The sequence below is a fragment of the Desulfuromonadales bacterium genome, from assembly GCA_035620395.1.
GTDB lineage: Bacteria > Desulfobacterota > Desulfuromonadia > Desulfuromonadales > DASPGW01 > DASPGW01.
Genome location: DASPGW010000212.1, coordinates 1 through 22625 on the forward strand (window position 1 = coordinate 1; position 22625 = coordinate 22625).

Consider the following 22625-nt stretch of genomic DNA (forward strand, 5'->3'; position numbering starts at 1 on the left):
TGTGGCCTTTTTCTCCTTCGGACGACGATGAGTAACCGGGCGGCAACGCTCCCGATGCGCCAACTGGTTCTCAGCCCGCAGAACGCGGTAGAAGGTCGACTCCGAAGCGATATACCGACCTTCATCGGCAAGCCGAGGAACAATCTGCTGGGGCGACAGATCCCGGTACTCTGGAGCGTTGGCGACTGACAGAACATGCTGCCGTTCGGCCTGAGTCAACTTGTTGGCCGGTGCGGTCTTTGGTCCGTTGCGCCGATCATAGCCGCCATTCTGACCACGCCAGCGCTGGACGGTCCGACAGGTTAACCCGAGCATTCGGGCGGCTGACTTCAGCCTGGCACCCTGACGCATCGCATTCTCGATCAGAACCAGGACCTGCTTCCTGGCTATTGGGTCGTGTCGTCGTCCTCGTCCTCCCAAAGCTCCCGGGCTTTTTTTTTGAGGACCAGCAAAGCCGCCGCTTCCGCGAGCGCCTTGTCCTTTCGTTGGAGTTCCTTCTCCAGTTCTTGGATGCGTTTTCGCTCGGCACGCTTGGCAGGTAACGGCTCAAGTCCGCAAAGCATTTGATCGTGCCATTGCTGCAAGTGAGCTTCGTGCAGGCCCCGGCTGCGCAGGAAGGGGCCAAGATCTTCCTCTGAGAGTGACATTGCTTCCAGAACGGCGGCCAGTTTCTCTTCAGAACTCCAGTCTTGCGGACGCTTCACGTTAGACATCCTTTGCATGGATTTGGCGAAAGAGGGAGGTTCCGGAAGGCCAACCACATCCACAGTGTCAGTTTCACTTGCCCACCGGTAGAGTGTACTGCGTGAAACGCCAATATCATCCGCAATCAATGTTGGACTGGGTCCGTTAGGATCGGCCATCTTCCTAACCATCAAGGCCCTGAACGCTTTGGAATACATGCGCCTCCTGACTGCCCCCAATCTCGTTGAGTTCAGTTAGAGGCGACAACTATCCTGACACAGGGGGGTCTTGTAAAGCCTGAGGACTTTTCTTCTGACCCTGGACCTTCCCTTCGATACGTTGCCGGCCCGGTTCTGATCTATAACGTGAAAGCGCCCCGATTTGCCGGAGCGCTTTCGCGTTTCATGAATAAGGGTTTCAGCTCACCACGTTCGGCGTGCATCGAACCCCAAACCGGGATCACGGCTATGGGTTGCTCACCCGCTCCTGATATCTGGAAAGGTACAACCCGGCCATCTCCTGCGGTTGGGGAAAGCCTAAAGCCTTAGCGTATTCCAGAACGAACCCCCGCAGGTAAACCGCCGCCGGCAGGCGCTCGAACATTTCCTGCTCGATCTGGTCGAGCCGCATCGGGCTGATCTTCGTCCGGTGCGCCACATCCTTCAGGGAGAGCCCCGCGCCCTCCCGCAGCTGGCGCAAAAAACGTCCGGCCGATTCGGCCGGCGAGACTTGCGAGACGCACTCTTCCCGGCTGCCGGTCGGAGATACAGGCTGTTCCGGGGCGGGCCGGGAAAGCCGGCGGGCGATTCTCCCGAAGGCGCCCTCCAGCTGTTCCAGCTTTTCCTGCCGCCCGGCCTCCTCGATCAGTCCATAGGTGGCCAGGGAACCCTCGGCGTAAATGGCTTTCAGGTTCCGCCAGGCCCGCTCCGCCTCCGCCAACCTGGAGTCGGCATCGATCCCCAGCAGATGGCAATCCTGCACATGCACATCTTCATCCAGCATTCCCAACCTCCTCTGTATTCAGCCGGTATTCGGCGATCTCCCTGATGGCCTGGGCAAAGACACTCTGCGGAAAAACCTCGAGCACCGGGCGTTTCATCCTGATGGCGTGGCGGACCCGGTCGTCGCTGCGAATGGCGCCCAGAAAATTTGCCTGGACGCCGAAATAATCCCGGTAGGCCAAGGCCATCCTTCGCCCCAGCTCAAGCTCTTCCTCCTGCTGCACCTGATTGACGATCAGTCGCGGCGCCAGCGCGGCGACATCCAGGGCGATGGCCGCGCCCGCCGCGGGATCCATCGCGGTGATCTGCGCCAGCAGCTCTCTGGGCGAACGAATGCCGCGCGCCACCTTCTCTTCCATCGCCTGGTCGACGATTCGGGCGGCGCCGGCCCGCTGGATGGCCCTCTTCAACCCCCGGAAATACGCCGCCTTGAGAAAATGGTAGGCATTTTCTATGGCGGTGGGAACCGGCGCAACCACGACGATGCGCTCATGGGCGGCGAGGAAGAAATCGAGGACATTGAAGGTCGAACCGGCGCCGAGGTCGATCAGGACATGATCCACATCAAGCGTGCCGAGCTGCCGGATGATCTTCTCCTTCAGCGCGTGCTTGGGGTTGGCCATGTCGAGCTGGGCCTGGGCGCCGCTGATCAGCCAGAGATTGGGAACCGGCGTGGGGAGCAGAATTTCCTTCAGGGAGGGGACCGTGCGGGCGAACAGGTCGGCCAGGGAGGTGCGCGGATTCGGCATGCCGAGAATGGTGTGCTGGTTGGCGCCGCCCAGGTCGGCGTCCAGGATCACGCACTTCTTCCCCTTCTGTGCCAGGGCAATGGCCAGGTTGGCCGTGACGACGGACTTCCCCACCCCCCCCTTGCCGCTGCCGACGGCCCAGAGCCGGGGGTGCCTGCCCGGCAAGGCCGATTCCCGCAACGATTCGTCGGTATCCAGGATTGATTGTGCCGTCGGCAAGACTGCGAACCTCCGTCTGTCTGAGCTCAGCGCTGAGAGGCTGTTGCTGCAACAGCAATGCCGATCGGCGGATGCAGAGGTTGCAGGCCCGCCCAAGACCACCGGACAGAGCGCATAAAGGCGCCCGGGCAGCGCGATGCCGCCCGGGCGAAAGAAAAATCCACCGATAGTTCGAAGGAATGTGAACGAAATCCTTCGGCGGGCGGATCGCCATCACGCTAGGCACGGGTGACGGAATATGTTGATGGTCGACAGGGGGCGCGGCCGCAGGCGTAGTCCCTGAAAACTCGTGTCAGCTCACCACATTCTGCGGTGCGCCGGTCAGATAGGCGCGGATGTTCCCTGCCGCCGTCTCCAGAAGCCGCTCGCGGGCCGCCCGGGTTGCCCAGGCGATATGCGGGGTGATGCAGCAGTTGGCAGCCTGCAGCAGGGGGTTGCCGACCGGCGGCGGCTCTACCGAGAGGACGTCGAGACCAGCCCCGGCAATGCCTCCGGTGTTCAGCGCGGCGGCGAGGGCCGCCTCGTCGACCAGCGGCCCGCGGCCGGTGTTGATGAGAAAGGCGGAGGACTTCATCAGGGCGAGACGGCGGGCGTCGACCAGAGCCCGGGTCTCTTCGGTCAGCGGACAGTGCAGGCTGACGATGTCGCTGGCGCGGAACAGTTCGTCGAGACCGACGAAGCGCGCTTCGCTCCCCTCGGCAGTCTCCCGGTACTTCTCCGGGTGGGCGGTGTGCACCAGCACCTCCATGCCGAAGGCCCGTGCCAGCCGGGCGACGCGCCGGCCGATGGCGCCGAAACCGACGATCCCCAGGGTAAGTCCATCCAACTCGACCAGCGGCCGATCCCAGAAGCAGAAGTCGACCGAAGCCGTCCAGCGCCCCTCCCGCACCAGACCGGCATGGTGGCCGACCTGCTGGCTCAGTTCGAGGAGCAGGGCAAAGACCATCTGCGCCACCGACGCCGTACTGTAGGCCGGGACATTGGTCACCGTGACGCCCCGCTGCCGGGCGGCGTCGACATCGACCACGTTGTAGCCGGTGGCCGTCACGCCGATGTAGCGCAGTTGCGGCAACTGCGCCAGTTGCTCGGCCCCGAGCAGCACCTTGTTGGTCAGAATGATCTCGGCCCCCGCCGCCCGCTCGATCACCAGCTCCTTCGGCGTCCGCTCGTAAACCGTGCAGTCCCCCAGCGCTTCGAGGGCCTGCCAGCTGAGGTCGCCCGGGTTCAGGGTGTAGCCGTCGAGTACGACAATCTTCATCTGGTTCCTCCTGTATGGCGATTAAGTAATCTCCCGCCCATGCTCTGGTCTAGCCAGGGCGAGCAGAAGTTGCAATGGTGCCCCATGGTTGGCTTTCGAGCATGGTGTACGAGCGCGGAGGGGAACCCGTCATGATTTTCTCTTTTCCCGCATGGATTTGGCGGAATTCCCTGGGCTTCCGTCTCTCTGGATGACCTTTTTCACCGTAAGCCAGTTGGCCCAGAGAACAAGCGCCAGAACGAGGATGCCGAAAATCTCGTATCCACTGCTGAAACCCGCCTTCACCACATCCATGATGAACACGCCGAGGTAACAGAGCGCGATGAGCTTGTGCGCGTCGGGAACCCATTCGGCGCGCGTGTTCCACGCCACGCTCAGAATGGCGATGTTGCCCAGGCCATAGCCGCCGGTCACATAGGCAAAGACAACCATCCAACGGGAGGCATTGCCGCCGGTGATGACCCCCACACTGTAGAAGATGAGGGCAAAGGAGGTGAGTGCGCTGAGAATGACAAACATGGCGAGCAAGATGCTTTCCTGCCGTTTCATAGAATCACCTTGAGGTTGGGGGAAAAAGGTCGCGCCAGCACATGCACCGGGCACTTCTGCCGGATATTGTTTCATCTGCAGAAGCATAGCGCAAGGTTCAAGATGATGTACGAGATGGGGTTGTCCGCAGCCTGGAAAGGAGGGGCAGGGTTGGGAAGCTCAGGTGGGGACATCCGGACGTCGAGCCTGCCCCCAGGCGCTCTCCCGTTCTGGTCGAAGGGGGTCGGCGGGCTCTTTCCGCGGAGAAGGCCCGGGGACATAGACTCCCCGCACACAGTGCCGGCCAAGATCCAGCCCCGGATAGGCGCGACACATATCCGGTTTGATGTCGTGAATGCCGCAACGAACGACTTGCTCATCGATGCGCTGGAGAAAGGGGCAGGGCGCTCCCCTTCGGCCGTCCTGCGGATCGATCCATATCCAGCCGAGGGAATTCACCATGGCCAGGAGATCGTTGCGGCCAAGGCGTTGCCAGCGTTCCAGGTCGGCCCTGGAGGCATGCAGGTAGCCACCGTAGAGCTGACAGCAGACCCCGCAGGCCATGCATCCTTTTCGCCTCTCCGGATTGCCAGGATGGATTTTCTGCCACCATTGGCGCAGGGTAGCCAGCATCCTCGTTCCTCCTTTTCGGTGGGTTGCTCACCGGCCAGTGGAGGGTCTGTTGGTTTCTGGGCATAAATTGTTGTTCTATCTAAACCATATGAACATGTGCTTGATTTAAAAATATTTTAATTGCAGTTTTCATCTACATTACAGTTTTGAAAGGTTTGTTCAGAATAGCGTTCTATATTTAAGCTGTCAACAAAAACAGGCTGCCGGACCACGCAAGCTGCGCGGCTGTTGCCGTCATGCTGTTTCTGCGGTGGTCTGTGGCGGCGGGTTTTCCGGAAAGGTCAGGGGCCGGGGCGGCAGAGACTGCCAGGGAGAAGGTGCCTTCCCCTGCAGGGGAGGGATGTCATGACTGGATAGGGAGCCGGGCGTGCACAGATAGCCGGGCAAATGCGAATCAGCGACGTGGGCCGGCGAGAGCGAGCGGCCGGCGGGTCTTCATCAATACCAGAATCTCTCCTCGCTCTCTTTCTCCTGCCGGCCGGAGCCGCTCCAGACGTAGGCGATCGTTTCCCTGGCCGCCCGCACACGTTTCTTGTCGGCGCTGGCCGCCAGCCACGCCAGACTCAGCGGCAGCGACATCCAGCCCTTCTCCCAGATCACCACGCGGCCGTCCCTGGCCAGGGGACGGGCCTCGTCCTCGCGCATCACCGCCACGCCCTGGCCGTCCACCACCAGTTCCTTGACGATGTATTCGTCGACGGTCTTTACCGCCCGGTTGGGGGTGAGCCGGCGCTGCTCCAGCTGCGCCAGCATGGCGTCGTAGGGGGGCGAGTCGCTGCCTACCCAGACCCAGGGAAGAGCCGCCACCTCGGCCCAGCCGAGCGCCGCGGTCGCCGGCACCAGCGGTGTTGGGATGACGACGCAGAGCCGTACCTCGGCGAGGCGCTGATGCCGCAGATCGGCATCGACACTGTCGCCGTAGAAGAAAGCGAGGTCGAGCTGCCCCTGTCGCAGCAGTTGGGCCGTGCGCACCGTCTGGCTGGTGAGAAAGATGACGTTCAGCTCGCCGTGCAGCTGCGCCAGCCGCCGGTTGATGGCGCCGACCCGCAAAAAGGCCGGATCGGCGTTCAGCCCGATATTCACCGCTTCGCCCCCGGCCTGGCCCAGCGCCTGAGCCTTGAGTTTGAGCCGGTCGGCCGCCTCCAGCACCCCGTCGATGAAGTGGGAGAGTTCCCGCCCCGCTTCGGTCAGCTCCATCCCTTTGCTCGTGCGCCGGAACAGCGACAGCCCGAGTTCCTCCTCGAGCTGCCTGAGCTGGCTGGAGAGCGCCGACTGGCTGAGGTGCAGCCGTTCGGCCGCCCGCGTCAGGTTCCCTTCCCGCACGATGGCGGCAAAACTTTTCAGCCGGTAGAGTTCCACCTTGTTCCGTTCGAAAAAATCGAACGCTCCCTGTAGAAAGTTCAATTGGATATTGGAGCGATTCTACTGTAAAAAGGTGCCTGTTCCAAGGGCGAAGAGCCGGCGGGCAGGTTTTTTGTCATCAATAATTTTTATCGTCAGTCCAACCGACCAACCCTGAATCCAGAACCCAGGAGGCACCATGCGCAAATCACTGGCCAAAATGCGTGCAGCCCTGCTGCCGGGACTGTTCCTGCTTCTCTGCGGCACGGCCGGCGCCGCCAACCAGAACGACCCGCTCGCCGCGTGGCAGCCGGCCTTCGACCCGTCGGGCGCCAAATACACCTACATTCTCTCCAATATCGCCCACCCGGGCGTCGCCGGCATCGGTGTCGGCTACAAGATCCGCGACCGGGTCTGGGAGCGGAGCGGCGGCCGGCTCTACGTCGACTTCCGCCCCCTGGCGCAGCTCGGCGGCGAGAAGGACGTGATCAGCAAGCTCAAACTCGGCGCCGTGCAGGGAATGCTCTGTTCCTCGGTCGCCGCCGCCAACGTGGCCGATACCCTCGGCGTGGTCAACCTCCCCTTCGTCGTCGATACCTTCGACAAGCTCGACACCTTCCGCAATTCGCCGGGAACCTGGAACGAGTTTCGCGACTCGGCGCTTTCCAAGGGAGTGATGGTCCTCGACATCACCGGCTACGGCACCTACGGCTGGGCTACGACGACGCCGGTGAAAAGCCTGGCCGATGCCCGGGCCGTCAACTTCCGCATTGCCGAGGCGCCGGTCAACACCGACATCTACAAGGCCTGGGGGCTGAAATTTACCGTCATGCCCTGGCCCGACGTGCCGCAGGCGCTGCAGACCGGCGTCATCAGCGGCCTCGATCACACGCCGACCATCTGCAACATCACCAAAAAATTCACGGTGGCCAAAAACTTCACCCGTGTCGACTACGCCCAGGGGCTCTTCGTACACCTGGCCAACAAGCGCTGGTTCGACAAGCTGCCGGCCGACCTGCAGCAGGTTCTCACCGAGGTCGTCGCCGAAGAAAGCGCCAAGGCCCGCGAAGCGACCCGGAAAGAGCAGGAAAGGGAGATCGCCGCGGCCGAGGCGGCGGGAGTGCGCTTTTTAACCCTGAGCGGGGATGAAAAAAAGCGGCTCGCCGAACTGGCCGCGCCGGTCTACGCCACCTGGGGCGGCAAGATCGGCCCCGATTACCTGAAGCGGGTCAGGGCCACCCTGGGCAATTGAACCGCTACCTCATTGCAGACAACAACAGGAAAGGCCCGGACAAACTGCCGGGCCTTTCCTGTTTTATGCATGCGTGTGCGCTCTCCGGGGAGCGGCGGGCTTATCTGGGAGCGTTCTCGGACAGCGAGATGTTGAGTTCGAGCACCTCGCAGTCCCCCCGGCTGTCGATGCTGAGTTTGATCTGATCCTCTTCGATGGGGATATATTTTCGCACCACCTCAAGAATGTCCTTCTGCAACCGGGGGAGAAAATCAGGGCTGTGGGCGCGGCGCCGCTCATGAGCGACGATGATCTGCAGGCGCTCCTTGGCCACGGCTGCCGAGCCGCGTCCGGCGGAGCGAAAAAAATCGAGAAATTTCATGGCTCAGGTTCCAAACAAGCGGGAGAAAAGGCCCTTTTTGGGAACATCCATGAAGCGGTGCGGACGTTCCTGCCCGAGAAAACGGTCGACCACGTCGAGATAGGCTTCGCCGGCATCGCTCGTATCGACGAGGGTCACCGGCACCCCCGAGTTGGAAGCGACCAGCACCGACTTCGACTCGGGGATAACCCCGAGGAAGGGGATGGCCAGGATCTCCTGTACGTCGGAGACGCTGAGCATATCCCCCTTGTTGACCCGGGCCGGGTCGTAGCGGGTGACGACCAGATGCTCCTTCACCGGATCGAGGTTCGCCTCGGCGCGTCGGGTCTTGCTGCCGAGCATGCCGATAATGCGGTCGGAATCGCGCACCGAGGAAACCTCGGGATTGGTCACCACCAGCGCCTCGTCGGCGAAGTACATGGCGGTGATCGCCCCCTTTTCGATGCCGGCGGGGGAGTCGCAGATGATGTAGTCGAAGCGCTCCTTGAGTTCGCCGATCACCCGCTCGACGCCGTCGAGGGTGAGGGCGTCCTTGTCCCGCGTCTGCGAGGCGGGGAGGATGAAGAGGTTTTCGACCCGCTTGTCCTTGATCAGGGCCTGGTTCAGGGACCCCTCGCCGTGAATGACGTTGAGCAGGTCGTAGACCACGCGCCGCTCGCACCCCATGATCAGGTCGAGGTTGCGCAGGCCCACATCGAAATCGAGGACCACCGTTTTGTATCCGCGCAGCGCCAGGCCGGCGGAAAAGGCGGCGCTGGTCGTGGTTTTCCCCACGCCACCCTTGCCGGACGTCACAACAACCACCTTTGCCAAAATCTCTACCTCCTCTGCTGAAAGTGCTACTTCATTCTCACGCTCGTTCGCTCCGCTCACTTAAGGCGCAAAGGCCGCGAAGAAAGGCAAACCCGATTTTCTTTGCGTTCTTGGCGCCTTGAGCGAATGCAATGAGCGGGCGTGAGATGCTTTTGCATCGTCTTCGGGTGAACCGCAGGCACAAAGAACACTGCTGTGCCACTACTCCGTCCACCGCCCCCTGTCCAAGGGATTTTCTCAGCTGCCAGGAACGAACGTTCCCAGCGGTTCTACCTGCAGTCGCTCTCCCGCCAGCGCGACGACGGCGGTTTTGCCGAGCAGGGCCGGGTCGAGTTCGTCGTGCAGCATGTATTCGCCAGCCACGGCGACCAGTTCGGGGTGAAACTGCAGGCAGCAGATGCGCGCCGCCGCATCGCCGCGGACACCGGCCAGCGCCCGGCCGCGCAACGCGCCGTAGACATGGATGCTGCCGCGGGCGAGGATTTCCGCCCCGGAATTGACCGAGGCGAGGACAATCAGATCGCCGTCCGGCGCCACCACGCGCTGCCCGGAACGGACGGTATGGGTGATTACCTTGGCTCCTGCCGCGAACGCCGCCGGAATGGCTGCCGGCGAATCCGGCTCCGGTTCAATATCCCTTGCGGCAGTCTCGGCGACTGGCTTTGCCGCCGTTTCCTGGCGCGAGGCGGCGAGCAGGCCGAGGCCGGCGCGCAGGGCGAGGGCGTTCTGTAGCTCGCTGCCGCCGCGCAGGGCGACGGGCACCAGACCGAATTCGCGCACCCGCTGTACCAGAGCCGTCACGTCGAGCTCCGGCCCGCCCGGCGGCAGCGCCCCCAGGTCGATGACCAGCGGAGCATTGCGGAAGAAGCCGGGCACTTGCCCGAATTTCTCCTGCAGCTGCCGGTCCAGACGATCGGCATCGGCATCGAGCAGGTGCAGGACCATCAGGGTCAGGGCGCTCCCCTTCAGTTCGCAGGCGGGGCGATTTTCACTCTGGCTTTCAGCTTTTTTCATCGATTCTCTGGTGAGCGTTCCGGTGCCGGGAGTCTGTTACGGAGGGAGCTACTTATACACCTTTTAGCGGTCCGACCTCAAGCCCTAAGTACTGAGATAAAACTCATACGGGCATCACTGCGCGTCTTCTTCCCGCAGCCGGGTGTCGATCAGCACCTCCGCCTGCAGGGTGCGGTGGACCGGGCATTTTTCGGCGATTTCGAGCAGGCGCTGGCGCTGCTCGCCGGAAAGCGCGCCTTTCAGCTCCAGCTCCCGTTCGAAGCGGTCGATCTTGCCATCCTTTTCCTCGCAATGTTCGCAGTCCCTGGCGTGGATTTTTTCATGCCGCAGCCGGACTATCGCCGACTCCAGCGGCCACTGCTTGCGCCGGGCGTACATCTGCACCGTCATGCCGGTGCAGGCGCCGAGGGCGGCCTGCAGATAGTCGTAAGGCGAGGGGCCCTGGCCGCTGCCCCCATAGGCTTCAGGTTCGTCGGCCACCAGGGCGTAGCCGTTGGCGAAGAGGTCGGTGCGGAAGCCTTCGGCCCCGGTGCGCGCCGTCACCCGGTTGTCGATCACCTCGGCCGGCACCGCCGCCTCTTCCGCCATCTCCAGGTAGCGCCTGACCCAGACGGCGATCATCTCCCCGGCATAGCGGGAGTCCTCCCGGCGGGAGAGGAGGTGGTCTGCCGGGTCGAGGGAGATGAAGCTCTTCGGGTGTTTGGCCGCCTGGTAGATTTCGGCGGCGTTGTCGATCCCCACCACCATGTCCCTGGGCGAGTGCAAGACCAGCAGGGCGGCGCCAAGGCGGGCGACCTTCTCCCGGGTCTGCTGCGTCTCCAGATCGTCGAGGAATTCCCGGCGGATGTCGAACTCGCGGCCGGCGAGACTGACCTTCGCCTCGCCGGCGCGCTCGATCTCCTCGCGGGCTTCCTTGAACAGGGCGGCGACGTGACGGGGATGGGCAGGGGCGGCGATGGTGGCGACGGCGGCGACCGAGGAGATCGCGCCGGTGGCTTCCAGCACCGCCGTTCCCCCCAGGGAGTGGCCGACGAGGATGCGCGGCGCCTGATAATTTTCTTCGAGGAAACGGGCGGCGGCGATGAGGTCGCGCACGTTGGAGGAAAAGGTGGTCGCGGCGAATTCCCCTTCACTCTCGCCGAGGCCGGTGAAGTCGAAGCGCAGGACGGCGATCCGCTGGCGGCTGAGGGCCCGGGCGATGTGCATCGCCGCGGCGAGGTTCTTGCCGCAGGTGAAACAGTGGGCGAAGAGGGCGTAGGCCAGCGGCTGCTCGTCCTCCGGCAGATCGAGCAGCGCCGCCAGCTGCACTCCCTGTTCATTGGCAAAAGTGATTTTTTTCTGCTTCATCCTTCCCTCCCGAAGTTCCGAATCCCGGTCCTGAAACTGCGCCGACAACAGATCGCAGCCAAAAGTTCAGTGTTCTTTTTGTCCTCGCATGGCTTTTCGCCTCCTGACGGCCTCGAGGAGCTTTCTGGCAAGCAGGGGGAAGAGGCCGAGCAGTGCAAAGGAGAGCAGCAGGCCGGGCGAAAGGATGCCGGAGAGCGATTCGAGCCGGCCGAGCCGGGTGCCGGCGTTGACGTAGACCAGGGTGCCGGGAATCATCCCGACCTGGCTGACCAGATAGTAGACGCCGGTGCGCATGGGGGTCAGCCCCATGGCCAGATTGATGAGGAAGAAGGGGAAGATCGGCACCAGGCGCAGGGAAAAGAGGTAGAAGGCCCCTTCCCTGGCCACCCCCTCATTGATGACCCGCAGCCGGTCGCCAAACCTGCTCTGTACAAAATCGCGCAGGATGAAGCGGGAGGCGAGAAAGGCCAGGGTGGCGCCGATGGAGCTGGCGAAGGAGATAACCACGAAGCCGACCCCCAGCCCGAACAGCGCCCCGCCGGCCAGGGTCATTACCACCGCGCCGGGCAGGGAGAGGGCGGTCACCAGGATGTATATTCCCATGTAGGTGGCAATGGTGCGGACGGGATGGACGGCGTAGATCTCCGCGAAGGCCTGCTGGCGTGACTTGAGATAGCCGAGGGTCAGGTACTGCTGCAGGTCGAAGGCGAAGAAGGCGCCGACCAGTCCGGCGATCAGCAGGAGGATCAGGATTCTGGAGAGCTTGCGGTGCATCGAAGCGAACCTTTCCGGTCGTTTAATGGCAGGGAAAGATTACCACGCCCGATAATCATCCACCAGACCAAAGAAGGCGGCCCAAACCGCCGACAAAAAGGCCGCTCCCGGCAGGTAAGCGGCCTTCATTACTCAATGTCGGGAAGCGGTCGTCAGAGAACCAGCATGGCCAGACCGTAGCCGACCAGGCACGCCGAGATGACGCCGACCAGGCCGGGCAGCATGAAGCTGTGGTTGAAATAGTACTTGCCGATCTTGGTCGTGCCGGTGACGTCGAAGTTGACGGTGGCGATATCGGACGGATAGTTGGGGATGAAGAAGTAGCCGTAGCTCGAGGGCATGATGCCGATCAGCAGTGCCGGCGGCAGTCCCAGGGCCAGCCCGACCGGCAGCATCATCCGGCAGGTGGCGGCCTGGCTGTTGATGACCACCGAGACGACGAACATGGCCAGGGCAAAGGTCCAGGGGTAGAGGTTGACCATTTCGGTGATACCGGCCTTGAAGCTCGGCATGGCGTACTGGAAGTAGGTGTCGCTCATCCAGGCGATGCCGAAGATGGCGATGGCCGCCACCATGCCCGACTTGAAGACCACCCCGTCCGGGACCTTGGCCGACTTGGTTTTGGTGACGATCAGGATGATGCCGCCGAAGGCGAGCATCATCATCTGGATGATGACATCCATCTTGATCGGCTTGTCGCCCACATGGAGGGTGCGGATGCCGGGGACCATGGCGATCACCACGATCACCGCCAGCGCCAGCAGAAAGAGCAGAACGGAGTTGCGGGCCGAGGCTGGGAGCTTCTCACCCAGGGTGGTCGCCGTGGTGTTCCGGATCCGCTCGCCCCAGACCGGGTCGGCGAGGCGGCGCTGGTATTCGGGATCCTCATGCAGCTCGACGCCCCGGCGCATGCTGTAGAAGGCCATACCGAGCGTGCCGAGGAAGGTCGCCGGGACGGTGACGGCGAGAATGGACATGAGCGAGAGGCCCTCGGCCACACCGGCCATCTGCGAAAGGTAATAGACGACGGCGGCCGAGATGGGGCTGGCGGTGATGCCGAGCTGCGAGGCGACCGAGGCGGCGGCCATCGGCCGCTCGGGACGGATGCCGTTTTTCAGGGCGACGTCGCCGATGATCGGCATGATCGAGTAGACCGCATGGCCGGTGCCGAGCATGAAGGTCATGGTCCAGGTCACCAGGGGCCCGATCAGGGTAACGAGCTTGGGCCGGGAGCGCAGCATCCGCTCCGCCACCTGGAGCATGAACTTGAGTCCGCCGGCGGCCTCCAGGGCGGCGGCGCAGGTGACCACCGCCATGATGATCAGCATCACCTCGATCGGGGGACTGGTGGGGGGCATCTTGAAGACGAAGACTTCGACGGCCAGGCCGATGCCGGAGATCACGCCGAGGCCGATGCCGCCGTAGCGGCTGCCGAGGTAGAGCATCAGCAGCAGAAACAGAAACTGGATGTACAACATGACCCTTCTCCTTTGTGCTGGGGGTTGCGGGACGACCCGTCTGGCGCCCTGTTGGTCTGGCCTTCCCTTCCTGAGAACCAGCTTACCCCCCTGAAGAAGCCAGGTAAATATTTGAGAAGTTTAAAGATTTGAGATTTTTACGGTGATTTTGGTGATTGTGCGCACGGCGGGATTAACAGTCAGCGGCGGCGGAAATAGCGCCGTTCCGGGCGGCCGACGACGCCGTAGAGCAGGTCGGCGGCAAGAAAGCCTTCAGCGATGAGCTGCTCCAGGTAGCGACGGGCGGTCGAGCGGGTGACGCCGATGCGCTCGCCCACCTCTTCGGCATTCAGGTCACGGACCTCCGCCGGCTCGAAGACCTGACGCACCTTGCGCAGGGTCAGGGGATCGATCCCCTTCGGCAGTGTCGTCTCCTCGGTCTCATGGGCGGAGTGGGCGCGCAGCAGCCGGTCGACATCCTGCTGTTCCAGGGTCCCCCCCAAGCGCATGCGGGCGGCATATTCGCGGTATTTGAGGAGAGCCTCCTGAAAGCGGGGGAAAAAGACCGGCTTGATGACGTAGTCGTAGACCCCGCCGCGCAGGGCTTCCTGCAGGGAGGCCATCTCCCGGGCGGCGGTGATGAGAATAACGTCGGTCGGGGCGGCCCCGGCACGCAGTCGCCGCAGCAACTCCAGGCCGCTCCCCTCGGGAAAGAAGAGGTCGAGGAGCACCAGGTCGGGCGCCAGCACCTCGACCATCTCGGCCGCATCGGCCAAGGTATTGGCAATCCCCACCACCTCGAAGCCTTCGGTCTTCTCGGTGAAGCGGCGGTGCAACTCGGAGATGCGCAGGTCATCCTCGACGATCAGGACGCGGATCGGACTCTCGCTGGTCATATGCCATTCCTCCTGTCAGGATTTTCCTTCCCCCGTCGCTCCTCCCTGCCCTTCGGAATGATCACCGTGAAGAGCGCGCCGCCCAGCTCCCCCCTGGCAAAGGTGATCTCGCCGCCGAGAGCATCGAGGGCCCGGCGCAGCAGGTAGAGACCCATGCCGCGGCCGGCGTTGCGGTGGGTGGTCACTCCCTTTTCGAACAGGCGGTCGGCCACCGCCGGCGAAACGCCGCCTCCCGAGTCTTCCACCTCGATGATCAGGTCCGAACCGAGATCGGTCAAAAAAAGCCGCACCCCGCCTTCACCGCCCGCCTCGCGCACCGCCTCGAAGGCATTGTCGATCAGATTGCCGAGCACCGTGACCAGGTGCTCGCGCTCGAGGTGCGGCGGCAGGTCGGCGAAGGTACTCTCCGGATCGAGGTGGAAGTCGATCTTGAGCTCGCGCGCCCGGTTGAACTTGCCGAGGATGATGCCGGCCACCACCGGGTCGGGGACCGCCCTGGCCAGGGTGCGGATCAAATCCTGGTAGCCGCTCGCCTCGGTCATGATCAGCTCGAGGGCTTCCTGGTGGGCGCCGATCTGGATCAGACCGGCGATGGTGTGCAGCTTGTTGGAGTACTCGTGGGTCTGGGCGCGGAGCAGTTCAGAGTACTGCTGCATATGCGAAAGCTCGCGGGTCAGCCGGTCGAGCTCATCCTTGGGACGGAAGCTGGCCACCGCGCCGGAAGCCGCGCCCTCGCCGCCGAGGGGGAGGACGTTGACGAGCATGGTGCGCCCCGCCAGCGGCATCTCCTGGTCGAGTATCTGCTCGCCGCCGGCCAGGGCCCGCTCCAGCTCCGGGCAGGGGCAGATTTCGGCCAACGGTCGGCCACGCAGGTCTTCCAGCGGGTTGCGGGACAGGTAGCTGCGCGCTGCCTGGTTGACCAGAGTCAGCCGTCCGGCGCCGTCGACGGCCACCACCCCCTCGCGGATGGCGCCGATGATGGCGTTGCGCTCCAGGAACAGGGCGGCGATCGCGTGCGGTTCCAGGCCGAAGATGGCCGCCTTGAGACCCTTGGCGATGACGATGGCGCCGAACACCCCGAAAAACAGCACCACTGCCACGTAGCCGAGAATCTCCCGCTGCTGGCCCCGCACCTCTGCTTCGATATCCCGCAGCAGATAGCCGACCGAAACGAAGCCGAGCACTTCACCGCTCTCGCCGCGGACCGGCACGAAGCCGCGCAGAGACGGCCCCAAGGTGCCCGTTGCCCGTGAAACGTAGGTTTCGCCCTCCTGCACGGCCCGCTCGAAATCGCCCCCGACGAAGGGCTGCCCGATCCTCTCCGGGTCCGGATGGCTGTAACGGATGCCTTGCCGGTCCCCCACCACGATGAACTCGGCGCCGGTAGAGCCGCGCACCTCTTCCGTCAGTGCCTGAATGCCGCCGGGATCGCCGGCAGCCAGCCCCTGGCGGACAATCGGGTTGAGGGCGACGGCGCGGGCCAGCGCCAGGGTCTTGTTGCCGATCTGCTGCTGCAGGATGTTGCTGGTAAAATCGGAAAAGAGCGCCCCGTTCAGGCTCACCAGCAGCACCAGCAGGCCGGTGACCAGCAGGCTGAGCTTGAGCTGCAGGCTGCGGGGGAGCAGCCGGTCGATCTGTTCAAAAATAGAGGGCAAGCGTCGTCTCCGGACCAGGGGATGTGGCCGAGTTGTTAGTCTACCCAAAAAAGGGAGCGGAAGCCACACTTGAGGCCATTCACGTTTTAGCGGCCACCCTGGGTTGCGGTCTCCTCCTTTCTCATTTGTAATCTGTCTTGCTCTTTCCGTCTCCGGCAAGGATAATGAATGTTCAGGGCAGATGCCGACAAACGCCGTCCTTACCGATGAGAGTGCGCATGGAAGAAAAGCACCGGGCCTTCTGGTCACGGCTGCAGCCTCGCGGCCTGCAGGCGAAAATGGTCCTTCTCGTCGCGGGTCTGCTGGCCATCCTCGTGGCGTTGATCGGCTACGTCTTCTCGGGCATGCTCGCCCGGACGCTTGAGCAGGACATCGGCGAAAAGGCGATGGCGGTCGCCAGGTCCGTAGCCTCCATGCCGGAGATCAGCGATCTGGTTGCAGCCGGGGATCCCGACGGCCGGATCCAGGTGTTGGCGGAGGACATCCGGAAAAAGACCGGCGCCGGATTTGTTGTCGTCGCCGACCGGGAAAGGCGCCGCTTCTCCCATCCCAATCCCGCCCTGATCGGCCAGATCAGCGCGTCGACCGACAGCCCGCCGGTGCTGAATGAGGGGAAATCCCTGATCTCGACCCGACTTGGCTCCATAGGCGTATCCATCCGGGGGAAGACGCCGGTAATCGGCAAAGACGGCGACGTCATCGGCTATGTGTCCGTCGGCTATCTGTACAGCGAGGTGCAGCGGATCACGCAGGAGGCCCGGCGCAAGATTCTTCCCTGGGTGTTTCTGGTGATTCTGATCGGGGTCACCGGCGCCATTTTTCTTGCCCGGGGGTTCAAAAAAGCGATCTTCGGCCTGGAACCGGACGAGATTGGCGCCCTGTTCCAGGAACGCAACGCCATCCTCGAGTCGATCCGGGAAGGAGTCATCGCGCTGGACGGCCGCGGACGGGTGTCGTTGTTCAACCAGGCCGCACTCCATAACCTCGGCATGCCGGCCGCGACGCCGGTCGCCGGCAGGGATATCCGGGAGGTCTTTGCCGAGACGCCGATGCAGGAGGCGTTCGCGGCCGGAAAGCCCCAGTTCGACCGGGAACTCGATGTCGCCGGCCAGGAGATGATTTTCAACATCGTCCCCATCTCCGGCCAGGGGAAGAATACCGGCCTGGTGGCCAGCTTCCGGCGCAAGGACGAAATCGACCGGATGGCCCGGGAACTTTCCCGGGTGCAGGAATATTCCGAGATGCTGCGCTCCCAGACCCACGAGTATTCCAACAAGCTCAACCTCATTGCCGGCTTTATCCAGTTGGGGGCCACCAGGGAGGCCCTGGAGCTGATCACCCGGGAGTCGTCCGACTACCAGGATCTGATGAACTTTCTCAATGAGGCCGTCCCCGACCCGGTGCTCTCGGCCATCATCCTGGGCAAGTTTTGCCGGGCCCAGGAGCTGAAAATCCGTTTCCGGGTCGATCCGCAGAGCCACATGGCCGACGTCCCGGGCTGGCTGAACCGGGAAAAAATCGTCACCATCCTGGGCAATCTGCTCGACAACGCCTTCGATGCCGTACAGCAGAAGGAAGAAGCTGACCGGGAGGTGCGGCTGTCGATGACCGATCTCGGCCGCGACCTGGTGTTCGAGGTGGAGGATGCGGGAAAGGGGATCGATCCCGATACCGCGCCGAGGATTTTCGAGCGGGGCTTTTCCACGAAAAACCTACCCGGGCGGGGCGTCGGACTTTCTCTGGTCAAGGACACCCTCGCCGACCTGGGAGGCGAGATTCTGCTGGGGAGCAGCGAGTTGGGGGGTGCCCTGTTCACGGTTATTCTACCCAAGAGGAGCCGGAGTTGAACGTGGAGCCGATCAGCGTCCTGGTGGTCGAAGACGATCCGGGGAGTTCGGAAATTCACCGGCGTTTCACCGAGAAGGTGGAGGGTTTCAAGGTCATCGGCATCGCCAACGACCTGGCGAACGCCGAGGAGCTGGTGGATATCCTCAAGCCGCAGCTCATACTGCTCGACCTGCATTTTCCCGAGGGAAGCGGCATGGATCTGCTCTGGAAGATCCGGTCCCGGCATCAGGAGACTGACTTCATCCTGATCACCGCCGCCAGAGAGATTGCGCGTTTGAAGGAGGCCATGCGCGGCGGGGCTTTCGACTACATCATCAAACCGGTGGTTTTCGCCCGGTTCAAAGAGTCGCTGGGGAAATATCGCGACCATCTCAGCCAGCTCGCTGTCGCCGCCAGCCTCGAACAGCGCGACGTGGATCGCCTGCTGCATGTGGCGCCGGCGCCGGCGACCAGAGAGGCGGGACTCCCCAAGGGGATCGATCCGCTGACCCTGGAGAAGGTCCGCCGGATCTTTGCCGGCCCGGGGGGAAAGGGCGTCTGCGCCGAGGAACTGGGAGCCCTGGTGGGGATCAGTCGGCCGACGGCCCGGCGCTACCTGGAGCATCTGGTGGCCACCGGTTTTCTCCACGCCGACCTGGTCTACGGCACGGTGGGACGCCCCGAGCGCCGCTATTTTCGCTCATGATCCCTTCGCCCAGACCAGGAAGAACCGGCCCAGTACCGGCACCAGCAGAAAGAGGGTAAAGATTCTCACCACGTGCAGAAACGCCACGACGGCGGTGTTGTACCCTTCCGTCTGGGCCAGCAGACTCATTCCCGACATCCCCCCCGGCGAAAACCCGAAGAGCGCCGTCGCAAAATCGATCATTCCGAGCCGCTGGGCGAGATAGGCCATGAGGACGGCGACGCTGAGCAGGACAACGGTGCTCAGGATGGCCATCGGCAGCACCTGACCGCAGAGGGTGAGGAAAGAGCGGTCGAAGGTCATGCCCAGCGAAATACCCAGCACGATCTGAATCGCCGTCGCCGCAGCATCCGGAAGGACGAACCTGCCCGGCAGAACGATGGCGGTCAGCCCCGCTCCGAGCATCGAGCCGACCACCGCCCCGCCGGGAATCCCCACCTTTTTCGCCACCACCCCGCCGACGGCGCCGAAAATCACGATGAACAGCATTCGTTCCATACGCATACCGCCTGTCAAAAATACATTGCCGGCGGTTTCCGCCTGGCAACGTTAGCTCCCTCTTCACCACGGACCCGTGGTCTAACCGAAGACGATGAAAAAAACATCTCACGCCCGCTCCTTTCAGTCGCTAGAGACGCGGAGAACGCAGAGAAAATCTGTTTTCTGTCTTCCTCTGTGTTCTCTGCGCCTCCAGTGAGCGAAGCGAACGGGCGTGAAATGGTTTTTCTTGCAGCAGCCTCACTCCGCCTCGCCGGCGGCGACAACCGCCGCATCTGCGGGAACGTCCGCCGGGGCGGGAATCTGACCGGCGACCAGCTTGTTGAGGAACAGCGGGGCGAAGACGACCAGCAGGGACAGGACCCAGAGGATTTTGACGATGGGGCTCGCAAAGAGGATGCCGATTTCGCCGCCGCTGATGGAGAGCGCCCGGCGCAGGCTGTCTTCCATCAGCTCCCCGAGGACAAAGCCGAGGACCACCGGTGCCATCGGATAGTTCAGGGTGCGCAGGATATAGGCGAAGACGCCGAGGCCGATCATCACCAGCAGTGAGAAGGTGCTGCCGTTGACGGAGAAGACGCCGAGGACCGAGAGCACGACGATGCCGGGGATGAGGATCCAGTCGGGAAGCTGGAGGACCTTGGTGAAGATCTTGACCATCGGCAGGTTCATCACCAGCAACGCCGCCGTGGCGATGTACATGGAAGCGATGACCCCCCAGACCAGCGCCGGCTGCTGCTCGAAGAGGAGCGGGCCGGGGTTGATGTTGAAGAGCATCAGTGCCCCGAGGAGGACGGCGGTGGTGCCGCTGCCGGGGATGCCGAGGGTCAGCATCGGCACCATGGCGCCGCCGACCGAGGCGTTGTTGGCCGCCTCCGGCGCCGCCAGGCCGCGGAAATCACCCTTGCCGAAGGTCCCTTCCCGGTCGACCAGGCGCTTTTCCGTCGAGTAGGAGATGGCGCTCGCCACCGAGGCGCCGGTGCCAGGAAGGACCCCGACGATGAAACCGATGACGGTGGAGCGCAGGATCGTCCACTTGCAGAGCATGAGCTCCTTCCAGCTGACCATGACCCGCCCGACCTTGGTGATCTTCACCCCGCCGGCGTGCGAGTGCTCCAGAAGGAGCAGGACCTCGCTGATGGCGAAGAGGCCGACGACCACGGTCAGGAACTCGACCCCGTCGTACAGTTCCGGCTCGCCGAAGGTATAGCGCAGCACGCCGGTGGTCGAGTCGACGCCGACGACCGCCAGCATCAACCCGAGGCAGGTGCCGATCAGGCTCTTGGCCGGGCTGCTCCCCATCATCGAGGTGAGGGTGGCGAAGGCGAAGACCATCAGGACGAAGTATTCGGCCGGCCCGAAGCTGATGGCGAGCTTGGCCAGCAGCGGGCCGAAGAAGGTCAGGCCGACGATGGAGAGCATCCCGCCGATGAAGGAACTGATCCCCGAGAGGGCCAGGGCCGGGCCGGCCAGCCCCTTCTTGGCCAGCGGATGGCCGTCGAGGGTGGTGATGACCGCGCCGGCGTCGCCGGGGACGTTAAGGAGAATCGAAGAGACACGCCCCCCGAATTCCGCACCCATGTAGACCGCCATCAGCAGAATCAGGGTGGAGTCGGCCGGCAGCCCGGCGGCGTAGGCGATCGGCAGCAGGATGACGACGCCGTTGATGGGGCCGAGACCGGGGAGAGCCCCCATCATGGTGCCGATGAAGCCCCCGGCCAAAGCCAGGGCAAGGTTGACCGGAAGGAGCGCGACGCTGAAGCCTTGCAACAGATGTCCAAAAGTGCCCATGTCAGCCTCCATTCCCGGCAAATATAGTTCCCGCGGGAAGCGGAATCTCGAGCAGGGTGTTGAACAGCCCGTAGCAGGCCAGGGCCAGCCCGACCCCCGTGAGCAGCCCCTGGAGCCAGCTCCCCTTGAAGAGTCGGGCGATGAGCATGACGGCGATGATGGTGGAGAGGATGAAGCCAAGCCAGCGGAAGGTCATCTGGTAGAAAACCAGGGTGGCGATCAGCAGGCCTGCCTGGCCCAGCACCCGGCCGCCGGGGAGCTTGACTTCCTGCGGTTTGAGCAGCATCCAGATCGCCATGACCGCCAGCACCGCGGCCAGCAGCAGGGGATAGGGGCGTGGTCCGAGCGGGTCGTAGGAAAAGGGTGCGACGATGCCCCAGCCTGCGCCGCCGAAGACAGCGGCGAGACCGAGGAGGAAAAGTCCGAACAGTCGATCCGTCATCCGGTTCATTTGATCAGCCCCGCTTCTTTGGCCAGCGTCCGGAACTCGGCGACCTGCTGCTTGACAAAAACGTCGAACTCCTTGCCGATCTTGGTGTAGGGATAGAGCCCGCGATCTTCACGCTCCTTGGCGAATTCGGGGGTTTTCGCCAGTTGGGTCAGCTTGTCGATCCACCACTTGTATTCTTCGTCCGATACCTTGGGCGGCAGATAGTAGCCGCGCCAGATCGTCCAGACGACGTCGTGCCCCTGTTCTCTGGCGGTCGGAAATTGGCTGAATTTTCCCGGGAGCCGCTCATCGGAGAGGACCGCCAGCACCCGGAATTTGCCGGAATCGAGCTGCCCGGCAAGCTCGGAGACATCTCCGGGATAGACCTTGATGTGGCCGCCGAGCAACGCGGTCAATGCCTCGCCGCCACCCTCGAAGGCGACGTAACGCATGCTCCTCGGGTCGACGCCGGCCGACTTGGCCAGTAGGGCCGACTTCATCCAGTCCTGGCTGCCGACGGAACCGCCGGAGCCCAGGGGGATCGCTCCGGGGTTTTTCTTGAGGTCGGCCAGCAGTTCACCCAGAGTCTTCCAGGGGGCATCCTTGAGCACCACCACCGCACCATAGTCGGCCCCGAGGCCGGCGAGCCAGCGAACGGCGTTCTCATCATATTGCCCGAACTTGCCCTGGGCCAGGTTCAGCACCGAGCCGGTGCTCACCGCGGTGATTACGTTGGCATCCTTGCTGCGCAGGCCGATGATGTGGTTGTAGGCCACCGCGCCCACCCCGCCGGGCATGAAGGTGACCAGCATCGGCTTTTCCAGCAACTTGCTATGCAGCAGGGAGTTGGAGACCATTCGGCAGGTCAGGTCGAAACCGCCGCCCGGTTTCGCCGGGGCAAGACATTCCGGCTTGGTCGGCTGATAAGCGAAGGACGGCTGGACGAGGCAGGCGGCAAATGCTGTTGCCAGGAGAAGAGACCCGATTGTTTTCATTTTTTCCTCCTTCGGTGCTGGGGATGGGATGGCTGGGTAGAGTCCCTTAAACCATCGTTTGAAAACATCCTATAGGCGCCGTTGAAGGGAGTAAAGTATACGAACTTAATGTGGTTATTGTTGTTTACGAGCATTCTGCTCATACTGTCCACGCGGAATCTTTTCACGCGCAGGAAGCGGGCGGATTCCGCGTTCTTGATTTTGCCGACTGGCGGCCGTATAGTCGAGGTCTCTCCCCCGAAGCCTGAAGGATCGCATGCACGAGGTCGGGATCACCCGCAGCATCGTCGAGATCGCCGAGCGCACCGCCCGTGAGCAGGGGGCGGCAAGGGTGCTTTCTGTCACCGTGGCGATCGGCGCTCTCTCCGGCGTCGTCCCCGAGGCGGTGGAATTCTG

At 63.2% G+C, this 22625-nt stretch carries 24 protein-coding genes; 4 read left to right on the forward strand and 20 right to left on the reverse strand.

The features are described from left to right. From VD811_11690 to VD811_11725, 8 genes are all read right to left on the reverse strand, one after another. The coding region (locus VD811_11690; GenBank protein ID HXV21636.1) for a helix-turn-helix domain-containing protein at nucleotides 1-315 on the reverse strand (315 nt) is incomplete at its 3' end. A gap of 71 nt (nucleotides 316-386) precedes the next feature. Further along, nucleotides 387-902: a hypothetical protein gene (locus VD811_11695; protein ID HXV21637.1), complete on the reverse strand. Its 516-nt coding sequence runs from the start codon at nucleotides 900-902 to the stop codon at nucleotides 387-389. A 247-nt stretch (nucleotides 903-1149) separates the two neighbouring features. Continuing rightward, nucleotides 1150-1686 (reverse strand): helix-turn-helix domain-containing protein, encoded by a 537-nt coding sequence (locus VD811_11700; protein ID HXV21638.1) that lies wholly within the window; start codon nucleotides 1684-1686, stop codon nucleotides 1150-1152. Next, nucleotides 1676-2653: a P-loop NTPase gene (locus VD811_11705; GenBank protein HXV21639.1), complete on the reverse strand. Its 978-nt coding sequence runs from the start codon at nucleotides 2651-2653 to the stop codon at nucleotides 1676-1678. The genes VD811_11700 and VD811_11705 overlap by 11 nt, the downstream gene beginning before the upstream one ends. 292 nt (nucleotides 2654-2945) lie before the next feature. Further along, nucleotides 2946-3911: a D-2-hydroxyacid dehydrogenase gene (locus VD811_11710; protein ID HXV21640.1), complete on the reverse strand. Its 966-nt coding sequence runs from the start codon at nucleotides 3909-3911 to the stop codon at nucleotides 2946-2948. Between the two features lie 129 nt (nucleotides 3912-4040). Continuing rightward, complete coding sequence (locus VD811_11715; GenBank protein ID HXV21641.1) at nucleotides 4041-4460, reverse strand: hypothetical protein; 420 nt, start codon at nucleotides 4458-4460, stop codon at nucleotides 4041-4043. A gap of 159 nt (nucleotides 4461-4619) precedes the next feature. Further along, nucleotides 4620-5072 carry a YkgJ family cysteine cluster protein gene (locus VD811_11720; GenBank protein ID HXV21642.1) on the reverse strand — a complete coding sequence of 151 codons (453 nt, stop codon included), beginning with the start codon at nucleotides 5070-5072 and terminating at the stop codon, nucleotides 4620-4622. Between the two features lie 438 nt (nucleotides 5073-5510). Then, complete coding sequence (locus VD811_11725) at nucleotides 5511-6476, reverse strand: LysR family transcriptional regulator (protein HXV21643.1); 966 nt, start codon at nucleotides 6474-6476, stop codon at nucleotides 5511-5513. Nucleotides 6477-6612: 136 nt separating this feature from the next. Here VD811_11725 and VD811_11730 point away from each other — a divergent pair, with 136 nt between their 5' ends. After that, entirely contained in the window at nucleotides 6613-7665 is a 1053-nt protein-coding gene (locus VD811_11730; GenBank protein ID HXV21644.1) for a TRAP transporter substrate-binding protein, read from the forward strand. Nucleotides 7666-7765: 100 nt separating this feature from the next. On the opposite strand, the gene minE is transcribed toward VD811_11730, so the two are convergent. The 8 genes from minE to VD811_11770 all read right to left on the reverse strand — a co-directional run bounded on the left by minE (nucleotide 7766) and on the right by VD811_11770 (nucleotide 15982). Then, complete coding sequence (minE, locus tag VD811_11735) at nucleotides 7766-8026, reverse strand: cell division topological specificity factor MinE (GenBank protein HXV21645.1); 261 nt, start codon at nucleotides 8024-8026, stop codon at nucleotides 7766-7768. A 3-nt stretch (nucleotides 8027-8029) separates the two neighbouring features. Continuing rightward, complete coding sequence (gene minD / locus VD811_11740; protein HXV21646.1) at nucleotides 8030-8830, reverse strand: septum site-determining protein MinD; 801 nt, start codon at nucleotides 8828-8830, stop codon at nucleotides 8030-8032. Nucleotides 8831-9076: 246 nt separating this feature from the next. After that, the gene (minC, locus tag VD811_11745) at nucleotides 9077-9853 is read right to left on the reverse strand and encodes a septum site-determining protein MinC (GenBank protein ID HXV21647.1); all 777 of its coding nucleotides are present in this window, start codon (nucleotides 9851-9853) and stop codon (nucleotides 9077-9079) included. A gap of 114 nt (nucleotides 9854-9967) precedes the next feature. After that, on the reverse strand, nucleotides 9968-11200 hold the full coding sequence (locus tag VD811_11750) for a bifunctional alpha/beta hydrolase/OsmC family protein (protein ID HXV21648.1): 1233 nt from the start codon (nucleotides 11198-11200) through the stop codon (nucleotides 9968-9970). Between the two features lie 66 nt (nucleotides 11201-11266). Continuing rightward, a complete protein-coding gene (locus tag VD811_11755; protein HXV21649.1) occupies nucleotides 11267-11974 on the reverse strand; it encodes a TVP38/TMEM64 family protein in 708 nt (235 codons plus the stop codon). Nucleotides 11975-12126: 152 nt separating this feature from the next. Beyond that, nucleotides 12127-13452, reverse strand: a complete 1326-nt coding sequence (locus VD811_11760; protein ID HXV21650.1) for an anaerobic C4-dicarboxylate transporter — start codon at nucleotides 13450-13452, stop codon at nucleotides 12127-12129. 179 nt (nucleotides 13453-13631) lie between these two features. Beyond that, complete coding sequence (locus VD811_11765) at nucleotides 13632-14327, reverse strand: response regulator (protein HXV21651.1); 696 nt, start codon at nucleotides 14325-14327, stop codon at nucleotides 13632-13634. Continuing rightward, nucleotides 14324-15982, reverse strand: a complete 1659-nt coding sequence (locus VD811_11770) for a sensor histidine kinase (GenBank protein ID HXV21652.1) — start codon at nucleotides 15980-15982, stop codon at nucleotides 14324-14326. Before VD811_11770 ends, VD811_11765 begins: the two co-directional genes overlap by 4 nt. A gap of 218 nt (nucleotides 15983-16200) precedes the next feature. Here VD811_11770 and VD811_11775 point away from each other — a divergent pair, with 218 nt between their 5' ends. Both VD811_11775 and VD811_11780 read left to right on the forward strand, forming a co-directional pair. Next, on the forward strand, nucleotides 16201-17829 hold the full coding sequence (locus VD811_11775; protein ID HXV21653.1) for a sensor histidine kinase: 1629 nt from the start codon (nucleotides 16201-16203) through the stop codon (nucleotides 17827-17829). Nucleotides 17830-17831: 2 nt separating this feature from the next. Continuing rightward, nucleotides 17832-18515: a response regulator gene (locus tag VD811_11780; protein HXV21654.1), complete on the forward strand. Its 684-nt coding sequence runs from the start codon at nucleotides 17832-17834 to the stop codon at nucleotides 18513-18515. On the opposite strand, the gene VD811_11785 is transcribed toward VD811_11780, so the two are convergent. The 4 genes from VD811_11785 to VD811_11800 all read right to left on the reverse strand — a co-directional run bounded on the left by VD811_11785 (nucleotide 18510) and on the right by VD811_11800 (nucleotide 22229). Further along, nucleotides 18510-19013, reverse strand: a complete 504-nt coding sequence (locus tag VD811_11785; GenBank protein ID HXV21655.1) for an AbrB family transcriptional regulator — start codon at nucleotides 19011-19013, stop codon at nucleotides 18510-18512. The two genes, VD811_11780 and VD811_11785, sit on opposite strands and share 6 nt — an antisense overlap. A gap of 240 nt (nucleotides 19014-19253) precedes the next feature. Continuing rightward, nucleotides 19254-20804 (reverse strand): tripartite tricarboxylate transporter permease, encoded by a 1551-nt coding sequence (locus VD811_11790; GenBank protein HXV21656.1) that lies wholly within the window; start codon nucleotides 20802-20804, stop codon nucleotides 19254-19256. A gap of 1 nt (nucleotide 20805) precedes the next feature. After that, nucleotides 20806-21255: a tripartite tricarboxylate transporter TctB family protein gene (locus VD811_11795; GenBank protein HXV21657.1), complete on the reverse strand. Its 450-nt coding sequence runs from the start codon at nucleotides 21253-21255 to the stop codon at nucleotides 20806-20808. Next, nucleotides 21252-22229 (reverse strand): tripartite tricarboxylate transporter substrate binding protein, encoded by a 978-nt coding sequence (locus VD811_11800; GenBank protein HXV21658.1) that lies wholly within the window; start codon nucleotides 22227-22229, stop codon nucleotides 21252-21254. Before VD811_11800 ends, VD811_11795 begins: the two co-directional genes overlap by 4 nt. Nucleotides 22230-22485: 256 nt before the next feature. Here VD811_11800 and VD811_11805 point away from each other — a divergent pair. Further along, on the forward strand, nucleotides 22486-22625 hold a 140-nt coding region (locus VD811_11805; protein HXV21659.1), incomplete at its 3' end, for a hydrogenase maturation nickel metallochaperone HypA.

What these genes read in the sequence shown, in the direction of transcription:
- VD811_11750 (HXV21648.1), bottom strand. Translation starts at nt 11,200, where the DNA reads ATGAAGCAGAAAAAAATCACTTTTGCCAATGAACAGGGAGTGCAGCTG.
- VD811_11795 (HXV21657.1), bottom strand. Translation starts at nt 21,255, where the DNA reads ATGAACCGGATGACGGATCGACTGTTCGGACTTTTCCTCCTCGGTCTC.
- minC (HXV21647.1), bottom strand. Translation starts at nt 9,853, where the DNA reads ATGAAAAAAGCTGAAAGCCAGAGTGAAAATCGCCCCGCCTGCGAACTG.
- VD811_11785 (HXV21655.1), bottom strand. Translation starts at nt 19,013, where the DNA reads ATGGAACGAATGCTGTTCATCGTGATTTTCGGCGCCGTCGGCGGGGTG.
- VD811_11800 (HXV21658.1), bottom strand. Translation starts at nt 22,229, where the DNA reads ATGAAAACAATCGGGTCTCTTCTCCTGGCAACAGCATTTGCCGCCTGC.
- VD811_11695 (HXV21637.1), bottom strand. Translation starts at nt 902, where the DNA reads ATGTATTCCAAAGCGTTCAGGGCCTTGATGGTTAGGAAGATGGCCGAT.
- VD811_11715 (HXV21641.1), bottom strand. Translation starts at nt 4,460, where the DNA reads ATGAAACGGCAGGAAAGCATCTTGCTCGCCATGTTTGTCATTCTCAGC.
- minE (HXV21645.1), bottom strand. Translation starts at nt 8,026, where the DNA reads ATGAAATTTCTCGATTTTTTTCGCTCCGCCGGACGCGGCTCGGCAGCC.
- VD811_11700 (HXV21638.1), bottom strand. Translation starts at nt 1,686, where the DNA reads ATGCTGGATGAAGATGTGCATGTGCAGGATTGCCATCTGCTGGGGATC.
- VD811_11775 (HXV21653.1), top strand. Translation starts at nt 16,201, where the DNA reads ATGGAAGAAAAGCACCGGGCCTTCTGGTCACGGCTGCAGCCTCGCGGC.
- VD811_11710 (HXV21640.1), bottom strand. Translation starts at nt 3,911, where the DNA reads ATGAAGATTGTCGTACTCGACGGCTACACCCTGAACCCGGGCGACCTC.
- VD811_11790 (HXV21656.1), bottom strand. Translation starts at nt 20,804, where the DNA reads ATGGGCACTTTTGGACATCTGTTGCAAGGCTTCAGCGTCGCGCTCCTT.
- VD811_11720 (HXV21642.1), bottom strand. Translation starts at nt 5,072, where the DNA reads ATGCTGGCTACCCTGCGCCAATGGTGGCAGAAAATCCATCCTGGCAAT.
- VD811_11765 (HXV21651.1), bottom strand. Translation starts at nt 14,327, where the DNA reads ATGACCAGCGAGAGTCCGATCCGCGTCCTGATCGTCGAGGATGACCTG.
- VD811_11755 (HXV21649.1), bottom strand. Translation starts at nt 11,974, where the DNA reads ATGCACCGCAAGCTCTCCAGAATCCTGATCCTCCTGCTGATCGCCGGA.
- VD811_11760 (HXV21650.1), bottom strand. Translation starts at nt 13,452, where the DNA reads ATGTTGTACATCCAGTTTCTGTTTCTGCTGCTGATGCTCTACCTCGGC.
- VD811_11730 (HXV21644.1), top strand. Translation starts at nt 6,613, where the DNA reads ATGCGCAAATCACTGGCCAAAATGCGTGCAGCCCTGCTGCCGGGACTG.